Below are 14,437 nucleotides of genomic sequence, written 5' to 3' on the forward strand. Positions count from 1 at the left end.
CGGGCGGGGCGTCGCCTTGCCCACCCCGGAGTCACCGTGTCCCAGTCCTCCCTCCATGAGCACCTGACCTGCGTCGCCGCGCCCGCGCTCTGGCTCTCCCCGCCGAGCGGGCAGCTGACCGGCGGTGCCGACGGGCTGTACGTCGCCGACCGCCGGGTCCTGTCACGGCTCGTGCTGACCCTCGACGGAGCCGAGCCCGCGCCGGTCGACGCGACCCTCGTCGGCGCCGACGGCGCCCGCTTCACCGCGGCGCTCGGCGACCTGACGGTCGAGCGGACCCGTACGGTCGGCCGCGACGGCGGCACCGAGGAGATCCGCGTCCGCAACACGGGGACCGAGCCGGTCACGGTGGCCGTCGCGGTCGAGGCGGCCGCCGACCTCGCCGAGATCAGCGACGTCAAGGCGTGGCACGCCGGGGAGCCGGGCCGGACGGGCGACCACGGCGACGGCGCCCGGGCGGGCGCGGTGTCGCTGCGCGACGGGGTCGCGCACACCGGCCCGGACGGCTACGCGGTGCTGCTGACCGGGCGCCTGCGGGCCGAGCCGACCCTGGCGCCGGGGGAGGAGTTCACGACTACGCTGACCGTACGGGCGACGCCCCCGCCGGTGGAGGGGTTCCGGCCGCTGGCGCCGGGTGCGCCGCCGCCCTGGTCGGCCGCGCCGCTCACCGTACGGTCCGCCGACCGGCGCCTGGACGCGCTGGTCGGTCAGGGGATCGCGGATCTCGGCGCGCTGCTGCTCGCCGACGAGGGCGACCTGTACTGCGCGGCCGGCAGCCCGTGGTACCTCACGCTGTTCGGCCGGGACTCCCTGTGGACCGCCCGGCTGGCGCTCCCGCTCGGGTACGAGCTCGCCGCCGGGACGCTGCGGACCCTGGCCCGGCACCAGGGCGTCCGCCACGACCCGGAGACGGAGGAGGCGCCCGGCAAGATCCCGCACGAGTTGCGGCCCGCGCACGCCGCGGGGTGGCTGCCGCCGGTGTACTACGGCACGGTCGACGCCACGCCGCTGTTCGTCACGACGCTCGCGGAGGCGTGGCGGTGGGGGATGCCGGCCGCCGAGGTCGAGGCGCTGCTGCCCGCCGCCGAGCGGGCGCTGGACTGGCTCGAGGGCTTCGGCGACGCCTTCGTGTCCTACACCGGGTCGCCGGACCGGCTCGTCAACCAGGGCTGGAAGGACTCCACCGACGGTGTCCAGCATGCCGACGGGCGTCCGGCGACGCCGCCGGTCGCCCTGTCGGAGGTCCAGGCGTACGCCTATCAGGCCGCCGTGCTCGGCGCCGACCTGCTCGACGCGTTCGGCCGGCCGGGCGGCGACCGCCGCCGGGAGTGGGCGGCGGCCCTCGCGGAGCGGTTCCGGGCGCGGTTCTGGGTGGACGGCTACCCGGCGATCGCGCTGGACGGTCGGGGAGAACCCGTGGACGGCCCGGCCTCCAACATGGGGCACCTGCTCGGCACCGGCCTGCTCACCCCGGCCGAGGAGGACCGGGTCGCGCCCCGGCTGGCCGAGCTGGACTCCGGCTGGGGGCTGCGAACGCTGGGCACGGCCTCGGCCGGCTTCGACCCGCTGTCGTACCACCTCGGTTCGGTCTGGCCGCACGACACCGTGATCACCGTGCTCGGCCTGGTCCGGGCCGGTCACCACGACGTGGCCGCGAGCCTGGCGCGCGGCCTGATCGCCGCCGCGCCGAGCTTCGGTCATCGGCTGCCCGAGCTGTTCGGCGGCCAGGCCGCCCCGGCGGGCCACGGTTCGAACGCCGAGCGGAGCCACCGGGCGGGCGGGAACTCCGGGCACAGCGGCCCGGCCGGGCCGGCGGACGACGGCGTGCCGGCCGGCCCCGTGCCGTACCCGGCGGCGTGCCGGCCCCAGGCGTGGGCCGCCGCGGTCTCGCCGGCCCTGGTCACCGCGATCCTCGGGCTCGACGTCGACGTGCCGGCGGGCCGGCTCGCCGTGTCCCCGCTGCGGGGCTTCGGGCCGCTGTCCGTGAGCAACGTGCGCGTCGGCGCCGCGACCGTCTCGATCGACGTCGACCCCCAGGGCGCCGCGTCGCTCATCGGTGTGCCGCCGGGTCTGACGCTGGACCTCTGAGGGGCCGATCGTTTACGAGTAAAACACCTGTTAAGCTGTTGGAGTGGTGGATCGACGAAGGGGTGGTGCGCGGCTGCTGCCGCTGAAGGGCGTGCTGCGTGTGGGCCGGGGCAGCGACATCTGGCCCAAGGTGGCGTCGAGCGTGGTGGTGGCGCTCGCCGTGCCGGACCTGGCGCTCCTGGTCCTCGGCCGGCTCGACCTGGTCCTCTACACCTCCGCCGGGGCGATGTGCGCCCTGTACGCCCACGGCCGGCCGTACGCCGCGCGCGCCCGGACCCTCCTGTGGGTCGTGTTCGGCATGCTCGCGAGCACGGCCGTCGCGCTCCTCACCTCGGCGCTGACCGACTCCGTGGTGGTCCGGGTGGCCGTGGCCGCCCTGCTCGCGGCGGCGCACAAGGTGGTCTGCGACGCCGTCCGCACCGGCCCACCCGGGAACCTGATCTTCACCTTCATCTCCGCGAGCTGCGCGTTCGTGCCGCAGCGGCTCGGTGACGTCCCCGCTCACCTGGGACTCGGCCTGCTCGGCGGCTGCGTCGCCTGGCTGGTCTGCATGGCGCCCGCGCTGGTGCGTCCGGACGGTCCGCAGCGCGTCGCCGTCGCCCGCGCCCTCGACGCGGCGGCCCGGCTGCTGCGGGCCGCGCCCGGGCAGGCGGCGCGCGCCCGGCACGACGCCGCCGCCGCGGCGAACGCCGCGTGGCACACCCTGGCCCTCGTGCCCGCCCGGACGCCCGAGCGCGTCGCCGCCCGTGCGGCGCTGGAGCGGCTCGTCGCCCGCGCCGAGTCCGCCCTCGCGGCCGGGCCGGGCCATGCCGAGGAGGCCGACCGGCTCGTCCGATGGGCCCGTGCCCTGCGCCGCGGCCGGACTCCGCCGGTGCCCGCGCCCAGCCCCGCCGAGGCGGGCGAGCTGGCCGGGCTGGCGGTCGAACGGGCCCGCGGCTCCCGCCACCTCCTCCGCGCGCTGGGTCCGGGCTCGCCGGTCATCCCCATCGGCGCGCGGGTGGCCGTCGGCGCCGCCCTCGCCGGGTGGTGCTCGGCCGCCCTCGGCGTGGGCCGCCCGTACTGGGCGGTGGTCACCGCCGCCGCGATCTTCCAGGCGAACCTGTCGCTCACCTGGCAGCGCGCCGTGCAGCGGGTGCTCGGCAACCTGGTCGGCCTGCTCGTCTTCACCGCGGTCCTGCCGCTGACCCGCACCGGCCAGGTGGCGCTGGTGCTGACCGCGCTGGCGTTCCAGTTCGGCGCGGAGGCGCTGATCGGCCGCAACTACTGGCTCGGGACGGTCTGCGTCACGCCGATGGCGCTGCTCGTCGTCGAGTTCGCCGGCGCGCAGCCCGCCGGGCGGCTCGTCGCCGACCGCTGGCTCGACACCTGCGTGGGCGCGGTCATCGGCCTGCTCGGCTGCGTCCTGATCACGAACCGCCGGGCCGGGCACCGGATCGACGACCTCCTGGACCGCGTCGTCCTCGCGGACGCCACCGCCCGCGCCCTGCTCGACACGGCCTGGGGCATGGACCCGCGCGACCTGGCCATGGCCCGGGACCGCCTGGTGGCGTCGCTGGTGGAGCTGCGCGAGGCGGTCGACGCCGCGAACGGGGAGTGGTGGCGGCCCGGCCTCCCCGAGGAACGGATCACGTCGGCCGAACGGGAGGGGCACCGCACGCTCGCCCGCGTGGCCCTGCGCCTGTCGGCGCCGGTCGCGACGTCACTCGCCTCCTGACCAGGGAATGGAGAACACCATGGAGGACGCGGTCTCGGAGGTCCTGCGTCAGTGGCAGCGGGTCCATCCCGACCTGGACACCCTCCCGATCGCGGTGATCGGCAGGCTCACCCGCTGCGCGACGCTGCTCCAGCAGGCGGCCGATGCCCCGCTGGTCCGCGAGGGGCTTGCCCGGCCGGAGTTCGACCTGCTCGGCGCGCTGCATCGGGTCGGCCGGGAGATGACCCCGACCCGGCTCGCGCGGGAGACCTTCTCCTCGGGCGCCGCCGTCACCAAGCGTCTGCGCCGGCTCGAGGAGCAGGGCCTCATCGAGCGCCGCGCCGACGAGCGCGACCGCCGGGTCGCCCACGTGTCCCTCACCGAGGAGGGCCGGCGGCTCATCGCCCGCCTCGTCCCCGAGCAGGTCGGCTACGAGGCGTCCCTGCTGGCCCCACTCGGCGCGGACAAGCAGCGGGGGCTGGCCGACGTCCTCAGTGAGCTGCTCGTCCTCCTGGAAGGCAGTCTGGGCGGCCTGCCGATCTGAGCCGGCCGGTCGCGCCCGCGCCCGGCGCGCCTTCCACGCCGGCGCGCCGGATCTCGTAACCGTTTTGTGACAAAGGTAGCCACCAAGATCATCTTTTGCTCTACGCTGGCGCGGTGATCTCACTTCGCATTCGACAACGCGGTCAGGCCCTGGTCGTGCTCGGCGGCGCCGCCGTGTTGACGGCCACCATGGTCCAGCCCGCCCACGCTGCCACGCACAAGTCCAGTGCCCTCGCCGAACGGCTCCAGGCCGCCATGGTCGCGCAGAACTTCGGCGACCTCCTGGACACGACCCCGCCTGGATCGGCCCAGGCCCGCGCTCTCGCCGCCCAGCCGGAGTCCGAGTCCGGCCGGCCGAAGCAGGCTCCGGCGCTCAATGCGGCCGCGGCCACGACGATCCACCAGCAGCCGCAGGTCGACGTGACCGTCATCGAGCTCGACAACAAGGGCCGGCCCGTCAACTCCGGCACCGTCCTGATGAGCCCGAAGTACAAGAACGGCGTCGTCGTCCCGGTGGACAAGAACCTCCGCACCACCGCGGTGCGGTACCGCCTATGGGACACGGACCAATGGGACGCCAACAACGGCCAGGGCACGATCGACACCGTCCCAGGCCGCGAGAACGCGCCCATCGACTACATGGAGCCCTACTCGGCGTCGATCGTCAAGCTGATGGTCGGCTTCGGGATCATGCAGCTGGTGGACAAGGGCACCATCAAGCTGGACGACACCTACGCCTACACGCCGACGAAGGCCTCCGACCGATGTGAGGGTGCTACCACCCGGACCATCGGCGAGTACTTCGACCGGATGATCACCATCTCGGACAACGGCTCGGCGTGCGCGCTCATCAAGGTGATGCACGACCACGGCGGGGTCGACTGGCTCAACCAGCAGTTCCAGGACATGGGTCTGGACATGCTCCAGCTGAAGGGCACCGACCCGGCCAACGGCGACTGGTCCCCGCAGATCACCATGTCGTCGCTGGACACCGCCAAGCTGCTGATGCTCATCAACGGCGTTCCCGGCACGGCGTGGACCGCTCCGAATGGCAAGCCGGTCACCAGTGACATCCTGAGCAAGTCGTCCCGCGAGTACTTCATGAAGGAACTCGGGGAGCAGGGCTGGAACAACGTCCTGTCGACGACCAACTACTGCGGCTACAGCTACCCGGCCCAGGGCATGCCGCAGCGGATCGCGCAGCGGTGGATCGGCCCGGACGGGACCGTGACGGTCAACGAGGACCCGACCGACGGCAAGTACCAGTACCCTGTGCAGCCCTGCCAGGACGCCGCCCAGGTGACGTTCGCCCACAAGACCGGGCTGACGGCGTTCGCGGCTGGGGACGCGGGCATCGTGCACTCGCTGCCCGGCCAGGCGAAGCGTAACTACGTCATCGTCGCGTTCAGCAACCTCGGCTGGCGTTACAAGGACACGAACCGTCCGGACCCGGGCGTCCAGCCCGCGGTGAACCGCACCGAGAAGTTCGCCAAGCTCGGCCGTGCGATGGACCAGTACGAGGCCCAGCGCTAGCCGCCCGGAGGTGAGGAAGGCGTCGGATCTCCGGCCCCTTCCTCACCCTCCTCGGGGCGCGCCCGCCCGTGCTCGCCGCGGTTGCGGACGGCGAGGCGATCCGCCATCATCGAGCGCATGATCGATGGAAAGGGCGGCCTCCGCCCCGGCCGTTGAGGCCCGCCGAGCCGGTCGGAGCACCGGCCCCGAGCACTGTCGAGTTCCTTCACCTCTTCGAACCTCTTCCGTACCCGCGCCGCATGCGGGAACAGGCCCGCTACGCGCGCCTGCACCGCGAGACCCCGCGGTTCCGGGAGCTCCTGGCCGACCTCGGCCGCTGCGGCCGCTACGAGCGGCGGACCGCTCTGCACCTGGCGATGGCGGCCCGCGACCTGGCGTACGTCGAGGCGGTCCTCAGGGGACCGGATCCGGCACTGCGCCGGGCGGCCCTGCGCGCGGTGCGGACCCTCCCGGTGTCCGACGATGCCGTGGCCGCCGTCCTCGACGACGCGCCGGCCGACCTCCGGCTGGCGCTGTACCGCACGCTGGCGCACGCACGGCGCTCGGTCCTCGCGGACCGTCTCCTCCCGCAGGTCCGCGCCCGCTGGGGTGACCGTGAGGGCGCCGTGCTGCTGCCCGCATGCACGTCCGCCGTCGTCTCCCGTCGGCTGCCGGACCTGGCCCACGCGGTCACGTCCTGGCGGACGCTGGGCCGGCGTCACCCGGACGCCGTCCTGGACCACGTCGAGCGGGAGCTGTCCGAGGATCGCCACTGGTCGCGGCGGCACGGCGACGCGGTCACCGCCGCCGCCCGCCCCCGTCTCGGTCGCGTCCTGTCGATCCTGGAACGGCAGGAGATCGGCTGGGGCAGGGCCCGGCTGCCCGCGGCGGTCGCCGGCGCACTCTTCGAGGCGGACGCCGACCGCGCCGCCCGGGTGCTGTTCGGCGCCCGTCTCGGGGGGCTGGCACGATCCGCGCCACCGCCCTCGCTGCTCAGGCGGCTGCGCGCGTGCTCCGACGCGCAGATCGTGGCGTTGGCCGACGGCCTGTACCACCGGCTGGGCCCGCTGCTCGGCGCGCTGCCCCCAGCCCGCCGAACGGCGATCTTCGAGGCCGTCCGGGCCGGCGCGGGGACCGCATCGATGTGGTCGAACTCCGTCCTGGCCCTCCTTTCCCCCGAATGCGCGGCGGCCGAGGCGCGGCGGGCGCTGGAGCGGCACGCCTCCGTCTGGCACTCGGCGCGTAGCAGGTTGGACGACCCCGAACTCCCGCTTCGGCTGACCTCCCATCTGCCGTACGAGGAGGCGGCCGGTCCGCTCCGGGAGGCGGCCTTCGGCGGCGATCCCCGGCGTCGTGGAACGGGCCGTACGCTGCTGCTCGAGTGCGCGGCCCGCACCGGGGACCGGACGCTGGTCGCGGAGTTGCTCGACGAGCTGGCCCAGCGTACGGAGAACGAGCAGGACCCTTTGCGCGGAGCCCTGCTGGCCGCGCTGCGCGACCTTCGCCCGGGACTGCTGGACGACCGGTCCGCGGACGTCCTCGAACGTCTCGCCGCACGCGTCGCCGAAGCCGGGGACTCCTCGCCGGCCACCTGCGCGGCTGCGGGATCTGGCCGCCCAGGTGCTGCGGCACCACGATCCGGCCCTCTCGCCGCGCCTCGTCACCTGGGCGTTCGGCGTGTACGACCGGCTCGTGCGACGCTTCGGCGCGATGACCCTGGCCTGGAACGAGGAGGCACGTCCGGACCCCGGCGGGCGACGCCGGTGGCCGGAGCGACCTCGGGTCGACCGATGGCACCGGCTGGACACCGTCCTGCGAGCCGGTCAGGAGCGGGACCTCCTCGCGGTGCTGCGTCCCCACCTCCGGGCCGCGCGGGAACGCGACGACTTCCACCTGGTCGTCGCCCTCGCCCGGGCGCTCGGCAGGAGGGCCTGGGCACTGGACGAGCTCCAGGAGGAGCTGCGCCTGGCGGTCCTGCACGCACCGGAGCCGTTGGCCGGCCGGGCGGCCGGACTCTGGCTGGCCGGCGTGCCCGGCCGGGACGACCGGGCGGCCTCGCTCGTGCGCGACGATCCGTCCACGGTCGAGCTGCCCGCCGTCTGGCGGACGGTCGCGGGGCGCCGCACCGACCTGCTCGGCCTGCCGGTCGGCGACGGCTCCGCCCGGCGCGGTCCGGACTCCGGTCCCTGGGTTCCGGACACCGGCGGCGGTCTGCCGGGGCGGTGGACCTCCGGTCAGTGCGACCGGGTCCGGGAGCGGCTGCGCGAGCTGATCGAGGACGACCGGCCGCCCGTCGCCGCCAGGATGTCGGCCGTCCGGGCGATCGGCCGGCTCCCCGGCGCCGGCACCGACCTCGCCCGCCTGGCCGAAGAGGCCGAGCCGGTCATCGCCGAGACCGCGGTCGAGGCGATGGGCGGCGTGGACGGGCCCGTCGAGGCGCTGCCGATCCTGCTGGCCCGCGCGAGCGGACCCGCCTCTCGCGCGGCGGTGGCCGCCGTCGCGCGGTGCTGCGGGTCGGTACCCCCGTCCCGGCTCCGCCCGATCCTCGAGCGGGCGCTGTTCGGCCCGGACGTCAAGGTGACCGTGCGCAAGGAGGCGGCGCGGCGGCTGGCCGGCTGCCGCGTGCCGGGTGCGGTGGACCTGCTGCTGCGCGCGTGGAACGCCCCGGACACCCACCGTGACGTACGGGTCGCGGTCGCGGTCGCGCTGCGGAGGATGCCGGAGGACCCACGCTCGCTTCCCGCGCTGCGGGCGGCCGCCGAGCGGTACGCCGGAGAGCTCATGCTCCGGACGCTGTTCCAGGCGAATCCCCGAGAGTACGGGCCGGCCCACCGCCCGCTGTACGCGGACCTCGTCCGCCGGCTGTTCCTGGCGGCCGACGGTCCGGGCGTCCGCTTTCGCGGCAGGAGGGCCTTCTCGACGTGGGCGCCCTGGTACCGAGACGGATTCGCGGAGATCATCCGGTCCGCCGGGGACCCGGCCGACCCGGACGGCGACGCCGAACTGGACGTGCTCCTGACTCTCCTGGCGTCCGGGACGCTGCACGACGAGATCCTCGACGTGCTCGACCGGTTGCGCACCGCCTACCGGCACGGCGGGGCGAGTACGACCGCGGACGACCGCGAGGCGATCCCGGAACGGGCGCGGGCCCGGATACGGTCGATCGTCCGCACACTCTCGACGGACTGGATCAGTGGCCGGAGGCCCGTGCCCTGGGAGCCGCGCCTCGTGCGGGACGCCATGCGGCGGCTCTTCGCCGATCCCGGGCACCTGCCGGAGGCGGTCTGCCTCGGCCTCGCGCTCCTTCCCGTTCCAGAGCGCACCGCCGGACTCGAAGGCTCCGGCCCCGGTACGGCCGGACCGGCCGACGCCGGGCCGGAGGACGAGGCCGCCCGGCTCGCCGGCGACCTCGTCGACCTCGTCGACCACCTCGCCGATCTCGCCGACCTGCTCGTGGACCGGCCGGTCCTCGCGGCCCGGACCGCCGAACGCCTCGCGCACCGGTTCCGTTCCTACGGGAGGCAGAGCGAGGTCGATCCCACGCTGCTCCTCGCGGTCGTCCGGGGCCTGCACGGGCGGGCCGACCTCGCGGCCGGTCTGTTCGCCGTCACGCTGACCCGGGTCGGCGGCGACCGGACCGACTGGCCGGACGAATGGCGGGAGGCGCTCCGGCACTGGCGCGGTTCCCCAGAGCCCGAAGTCGCCCAGGAGGCGTGGGACGTCGACATGGACCGGTATTGAGCGCATAGCGGTGCGCCCGTGCCGGAGAGAGGACGGGAACGTGGAGGATGTCGGAGGTTGAGGACATCGGAACGAAAGTAACGCTAAGCCGCCCGACGCGGGTCTTCTTGGCGTGACTTTCCGTTCCGGCGCTGCGGCCCTGGCTGCTTGCTCGGGCGAGCGCTGACGGGGCGGCCGCTTGGCATAACGTCCGTACGCGACCACGGCCAAGCCCTCGCCGTGACCCGGCTAACCGGCCCGCGACCTGCGCCGGTTTCACGAATCCGGCCGGATTCGAGGCGCCGTCGCGCGGTTATCCGACCGCGGTGTCGCGGGGCCGGGCCTTGCGGGCGTGGCGGGCGGCTTTGAACGGTTCGGGGAGCAGACGGTTGGTCAGGGCGGTGAGTTTGGTGCGCAGGTCTCCGCCGATGACGTGGTCTTTGCCGGCCATGAGGGCACGGTAGCCCTGAGCGGCGACCTGGACGCGGCTGTTCTTCTTGGCGCCGGGCCCGAAGGCGGTGTTGCCCATTCCGGCGCGGGCGTGGAAGCCGCTGTCGGTGGCGCCGGGCAGCAGTGCGGTGACGGTGACACCGGGCGCGCGGTCCTTCATCTCCTGGCGCAGTGCCTCGGCGAACATGTACGTGAACGCGCGGGAGGGTCCGTAGACGGTCTCGTACGGGGTGGGCAGCGTCGCCGACAGGGACGAGGTGATGAGGATTCTGCCGTTGCCGTGGTCGGCCATGTGCCGCGCGACGGGTTTGGCGAGCGCGACGACGGAGGTGACGTTGAGGGCGAGCAGGTCGAGTTCGTCGTCCAGATCGGTGTCCAGGAACGCGCCGCCGATGCTGCGACCTGCGTTGAGCACGGCCGCCTCCAGCGGTCGGCCGGTGTCCTGGACGGCCTGCCACACCGCTTGGACGCCGTCGCGTTCGGACAGGTCGGCCCGTACGGGAACGACGTGGGCCCCGTGCTGTTCGAAGTCGGCGGCGGCGCGGTCGATGGAGTCGCTGCGGCCGGTGGCGACCAGGTCGTAGCCGTCGCGGGCGAACAGCAGGGCCAACTGGTAGCCGATACCCGCGGACGCGCCGGTCACCAGGGCGAGGGGACGGCCGGGATTGCGGTGGGTGGTGCTCACGAGGTGCTCCGGGGGTCGTGTGCGGAATCGGCGGGGCCGGCTGCGGCTTGGTCGGCTGCGGGCCGGGGGAGGGGATCTGCGGACCAGCTGGCCAGGAGGCGCCAGGCGTCCTGAGAGGACCGGTCGGCGGTCGGAAGGTAGACGAAGAGAGTCTGGTCGTCGGCGCCGGGCATGGTGAAGGCCTGGTAGTCGATGCTCAGCGGACCGACGACGGGGTGGCGGAACCGTTTGGTGCCGAAGCTGCGGTCCAGGACCTTGTGGTCGGCCCACCAGCGGCGGAAGTGCTCGCTCTTCATCGACAGCTCGCCCACCAGCTCGGCGGTGCGGGTGTCGTCGGGGTGGCGGCCGGCGTCCAGGCGCAGGATGGCGGTCATCTCCGAGGCGATCTTCTCCCAGTCGACGTACAGGTCGTGGGCGGCCGGATCCAGGATGATCCACCGGGTGAGGTTCCGCTTCCGGTAGGGCATGGCGTCGAAATCGGCCAGCAGCGCCTTGGCCAGCCGGTTGGCGGCCAGGACGTCGCCGCGCCGCCCCAGGACGAAGGCCGCCTGGTCGGTGAAGGAGTCCAGGAACCGATGCAGCCCGGAGCGGACCTTCTGCACCTGCGGCGGGCTCCGGCGGGCGGCGTGCTGCGGGTGCACCAGGTCGAACAGGTGGGCTCGCTCGGCGTCGTCCATGCCCAGCGCGGCCGCGATCGCCTCCAGCACCCCCGGCGTGGGGCTGATCTGGCGGCCCTGCTCCAGCCGCGTGTAGTAGTCGGTGCTCACCCCGGCCAGCTGGGCGACCTCCTCGCGCCGCAGGCCCGGCACCCGCCGGTAGGCGCCGCGCTCGGGCAGGCCCGCCGACTCCGGGCTGATCCGGGCACGGCAGCGGCGCAGGAACTCACTCAGATCCACATTTCGTGCCATACCTCCATGCTCCCCGCCGACCGGGGCCGCGGAACGCCACGAGCCTGGGTCACCGCGTCCTAGGAAGCCGCTGACCAGGACATTCCTCCCCCGCTACCGGACCCTGGCCGGTGATGTCGTGGAAGAGCGGCACTCGGTCGAGCCCTGGCCCTGCCGCTGGACGTCACCGGCCCCGGACAGGTCCGCGCCGCCGTCAACACGGCCCAGGAGCGGTTCGGCGGTATCGACGTGCCCTGGAGGCGTGCTGGCAGATCAAGGCAGATCTTCCGGATGGCCTCCACGACCAAGCCGGTCGCGGTCGCCGCGACCATGGGACCTCGACCAGGCTCCGCCCTTCGACGCCTCCACCTTTTTGCGATCAGCCGCATGACCGGCTCAAGGCAGGCTGTGTGAGGCAACGCGCCGTGCGTTCGGCAGGGGCGCCCCTTGACCCTGCCACAGTGTGAGGGCCGACACTCGAGAGCGTCATGTTCACCATCGGAGACTTCGCCAGGCACGGACGTGTTTCGATCCGCATGCTCAGGCACTACGACGCCATAGGTCTCCTGCGCCCCGCGCACGTGGACCAGTCCAGCGGCTACCGCTTCTACAAGGCGGCACAGCTGTCCCGCCTCAACCGGATCGTTGCACTGAAGGACCTCGGCTTCACGCTGCAGGAGGTGCAGACGATCCTCGACGAGGACGTCAGCACCGAGGAGTTGCGCGGGATGCTGCGGCTGCGACGCGCCGAACTGGAAGCAGCCCTCGCGGAGGCGGCATCCAGCCTGGTCCAGGTCGAAGCGAGGCTCCGATCGATCGAGAACGAGAGTTCCATGCCGCAGGAAGACGTCGTCATCAGGCAACTGGCCGCCATCCGCCTGGCCGAGCTGAGCGGAACGGCTGCAAGCTTCAGCCCCGACGACACCAGCCCGCTCATCGGCGGGCTGTTCGACGAGCTGTGCCGACGGCTCGACTCTGCCGGAATCGCTCCGACCGGCCCCCGCACCATCTACTTCCAGACCCCTGGCGAAGGCGACTACGGGATCGTCGTGCACGCCGGCCTCCCCGTTCCCCCAGGAGTCATCGAGGGCCCGGACTTCCAGGTCGTCTCGCTGCCCCCCGTCGAGCGCGCCGCCACGATCGTGCACCGCGGCATGATCCATGGCTTCTTGAGCACCAGCCAGCAACTGGTCCGCTGGGTCGACGCGCACGGCTACCGATTCGACGGGCACGCGCGGGAGGTCACGCTCAACTCCTCGAAGAATCCGGACGAGTGGGTCGCCGAGCTGCAGGCGCCGGTCGTCACGACCTGACCCCGGCTACCACCACGTCGCAACCGGCAAGCCGGCGCCCCAAGCCGCTGGCGCCCGGGGCTGGTACGTCCCCGGAGATCACCTACAGCCACCATCGGACTGAGCCTCGCGGGGAACTGGTGACGGTTGAAGAGGAGAGCGCCGGTTCGCCGGGTCACGGCGAGGGCCTGGCCGTGGTCGCGTACGGACGTTATGCCAGGCGGCCGCCCCGTCAGCGCTCGCCCGAGCAAGCAGCCAGGGCCGCAGCGCCGGAACGGAAAGTCACGCCAAGAAGACCCGCGTCGGGCGGCTTAGCGTTACTTTCGTTCGATGTTCCGCAACCCGCATGTCCGGTTGGTGCCGGTCGTCGAGGCGTACACGGGTGTGCTCGACGATGCCGATCTCGGGCCGATCGGCGAACCGCGGTGGGACGCGTACTGCCGCGAGCGGATCGTCGCGGCGGGCCTGCCCGCGCCGGTGGCGGCGCACCCCTGGCTGGTCCCGGCCGTCGAGCTGCGCGGAGCCGGCCTCGCCCGGCTGGTTCTCGCGTCGGCGTTCGCGGACGAGCCGGACGAGCCGGACGACGCGGCGTTGCCCGACCGGCTCCGCGATCCGGCGACGCGACAGGACGCGCTGGAGGAGGTACCGGCGCTGTCCGGAGGCTACGTGCTGGAGACCCGCGAAGGCCGGTGTCTCGCGCTCCCCGGCTGCTGCGGCGACCTCGGTGACCTCGATGAATGGCGGACGGCCCTCCGGCATGACGACCCGGCGCCCGCCACGCTGTGGATCGGTCATCCCTGGCTGCTGGTGAGCGGCGACGGGTCCGTGCTGACGCTGAGCGGACCCGTCGAGGACGGCGCGGCATCCGCCCCGATGGTCGCGCGGATCGCGCGGAACGCGCTCACCGAGGCGGTCGCCGCAGCGGACCGGGAGGTCGAGCGTTTCGCCGGACACCTCCGCGCCGTCTGCGCGGACCTCGTGGGCGCGGAGGCGGCGCCGCCGGTGGCGAGCGCGCTCATCGGGTGAGCCGGGCGCGAGCCTCGGGTCAGGCCGAACGGAACCGGCGGCGGCGTATCCGGCCGATCAGTATCGGGGCGGGCAGCAGGACGCCGCCGAGCGCGAGCCCGCCCGTGATCAGCGTGGTGACGGCGTCGCCGATCCACGCGTGAGACTTCGCGGGATACGCGACGCCCGCGTGGGCACTGGACAGCTCGGCGGGGATGCGCCGGTCAAAAGTATGCCGCCGGTTCCCGTCGAGGGTCACCGAGCGCCGCACGGCACCGTCACCGGACGCGAACGAGCCCGTGGTCACGTACCCGCCCTTCGGCCGGCGGGTGCTCCGCTCGACCGTGAAGACGCCGGGGACGCCGCCGTGCGTGGCGCGATAGGCGTCCACCGCCCGACGCGCCGCGAAGACGGAGCCGACCGTGAGCAGGGCGAGCGGAACGACGAAGATGAGCAGGACCACCAGCGCCGCCCCCGGCGACGGGAGGCGTCGTCGGCCGGTGAGACGCCGCAGCTCGGGAGGCTCGGGCGGCATGCTCATACGGGCCTCCGTGCGTCACGG

General features: G+C 73.7%; 11 protein-coding genes. 7 read left to right on the top strand and 4 right to left on the bottom strand.

Going from position 1 to position 14,437, the window contains the following annotated elements; genetic code table 11:
• The first annotated feature begins 36 nt into the window (after positions 1-36).
• From AB0L00_RS42490 to AB0L00_RS42505, 4 genes are all read left to right on the top strand, one after another.
• Positions 37-2,088, top strand: a complete 2,052-nt coding sequence (locus AB0L00_RS42490; RefSeq protein ID WP_364443435.1) for a glycogen debranching N-terminal domain-containing protein — start codon at positions 37-39, stop codon at positions 2,086-2,088.
• A 43-nt stretch (positions 2,089-2,131) separates the two neighbouring features.
• On the top strand, positions 2,132-3,802 hold the full coding sequence (locus AB0L00_RS42495) for an FUSC family protein (protein WP_364443436.1): 1,671 nt from the start codon (positions 2,132-2,134) through the stop codon (positions 3,800-3,802).
• Positions 3,803-3,821: 19 nt separating this feature from the next.
• Positions 3,822-4,325 (top strand): MarR family transcriptional regulator, encoded by a 504-nt coding sequence (locus tag AB0L00_RS42500; RefSeq protein ID WP_364443437.1) that lies wholly within the window; start codon positions 3,822-3,824, stop codon positions 4,323-4,325.
• A gap of 113 nt (positions 4,326-4,438) precedes the next feature.
• On the top strand, positions 4,439-5,857 hold the full coding sequence (locus AB0L00_RS42505) for a serine hydrolase (RefSeq protein ID WP_364443438.1): 1,419 nt from the start codon (positions 4,439-4,441) through the stop codon (positions 5,855-5,857).
• Here AB0L00_RS42505 and AB0L00_RS42510 read toward each other — a convergent pair.
• Positions 5,854-7,500 (bottom strand): hypothetical protein, encoded by a 1,647-nt coding sequence (locus AB0L00_RS42510; protein WP_364443440.1) that lies wholly within the window; start codon positions 7,498-7,500, stop codon positions 5,854-5,856. The two genes, AB0L00_RS42505 and AB0L00_RS42510, sit on opposite strands and share 4 nt — an antisense overlap.
• Here AB0L00_RS42510 and AB0L00_RS42515 point away from each other — a divergent pair.
• Positions 7,457-9,577 carry a HEAT repeat domain-containing protein gene (locus tag AB0L00_RS42515; RefSeq protein WP_364443442.1) on the top strand — a complete coding sequence of 707 codons (2,121 nt, stop codon included), beginning with the start codon at positions 7,457-7,459 and terminating at the stop codon, positions 9,575-9,577. The two genes, AB0L00_RS42510 and AB0L00_RS42515, sit on opposite strands and share 44 nt — an antisense overlap.
• A 292-nt stretch (positions 9,578-9,869) precedes the next feature.
• Here the strand turns inward: AB0L00_RS42515 and AB0L00_RS42520 are convergent, their stop codons facing one another.
• Together AB0L00_RS42520 and AB0L00_RS42525 are read right to left on the bottom strand one after the other, a co-directional pair.
• Positions 9,870-10,691, bottom strand: a complete 822-nt coding sequence (locus AB0L00_RS42520) for an SDR family NAD(P)-dependent oxidoreductase (protein ID WP_364443443.1) — start codon at positions 10,689-10,691, stop codon at positions 9,870-9,872.
• Entirely contained in the window at positions 10,688-11,599 is a 912-nt protein-coding gene (locus AB0L00_RS42525) for a helix-turn-helix transcriptional regulator (RefSeq protein WP_364443445.1), read from the bottom strand. Before AB0L00_RS42525 ends, AB0L00_RS42520 begins: the two co-directional genes overlap by 4 nt.
• Positions 11,600-12,066: 467 nt before the next feature.
• On the opposite strand from AB0L00_RS42525, the gene AB0L00_RS42530 reads away from it, so the two are divergent.
• Positions 12,067-12,891, top strand: a complete 825-nt coding sequence (locus AB0L00_RS42530) for a MerR family transcriptional regulator (protein ID WP_364443447.1) — start codon at positions 12,067-12,069, stop codon at positions 12,889-12,891.
• Positions 12,892-13,200: 309 nt separating this feature from the next.
• The gene (locus AB0L00_RS42535; RefSeq protein WP_364443448.1) at positions 13,201-13,896 is read left to right on the top strand and encodes a hypothetical protein; all 696 of its coding nucleotides are present in this window, start codon (positions 13,201-13,203) and stop codon (positions 13,894-13,896) included.
• Between the two features lie 19 nt (positions 13,897-13,915).
• Here the strand turns inward: AB0L00_RS42535 and AB0L00_RS42540 are convergent, their stop codons facing one another.
• The gene (locus tag AB0L00_RS42540; protein WP_364443449.1) at positions 13,916-14,416 is read right to left on the bottom strand and encodes a hypothetical protein; all 501 of its coding nucleotides are present in this window, start codon (positions 14,414-14,416) and stop codon (positions 13,916-13,918) included.
• Between the last annotated feature and the right edge of the window lie 21 nt (positions 14,417-14,437).

The sequence above is a fragment of the Actinoallomurus sp. NPDC052308 genome (assembly GCF_040679195.1).
Classification (GTDB): domain Bacteria; phylum Actinomycetota; class Actinomycetes; order Streptosporangiales; family Streptosporangiaceae; genus Actinoallomurus; species Actinoallomurus liliacearum.

Excerpts from the sequence above, each read along its gene's own strand:
- AB0L00_RS42535 (WP_364443448.1), top strand. The coding sequence starts at position 13,201 with ATGTTCCGCAACCCGCATGTCCGGTTGGTGCCGGTCGTCGAGGCGTAC.
- AB0L00_RS42530 (WP_364443447.1), top strand. The coding sequence starts at position 12,067 with ATGTTCACCATCGGAGACTTCGCCAGGCACGGACGTGTTTCGATCCGC.
- AB0L00_RS42540 (WP_364443449.1), bottom strand. The coding sequence starts at position 14,416 with ATGAGCATGCCGCCCGAGCCTCCCGAGCTGCGGCGTCTCACCGGCCGA.
- AB0L00_RS42525 (WP_364443445.1), bottom strand. The coding sequence starts at position 11,599 with ATGGCACGAAATGTGGATCTGAGTGAGTTCCTGCGCCGCTGCCGTGCC.
- AB0L00_RS42500 (WP_364443437.1), top strand. The coding sequence starts at position 3,822 with ATGGAGGACGCGGTCTCGGAGGTCCTGCGTCAGTGGCAGCGGGTCCAT.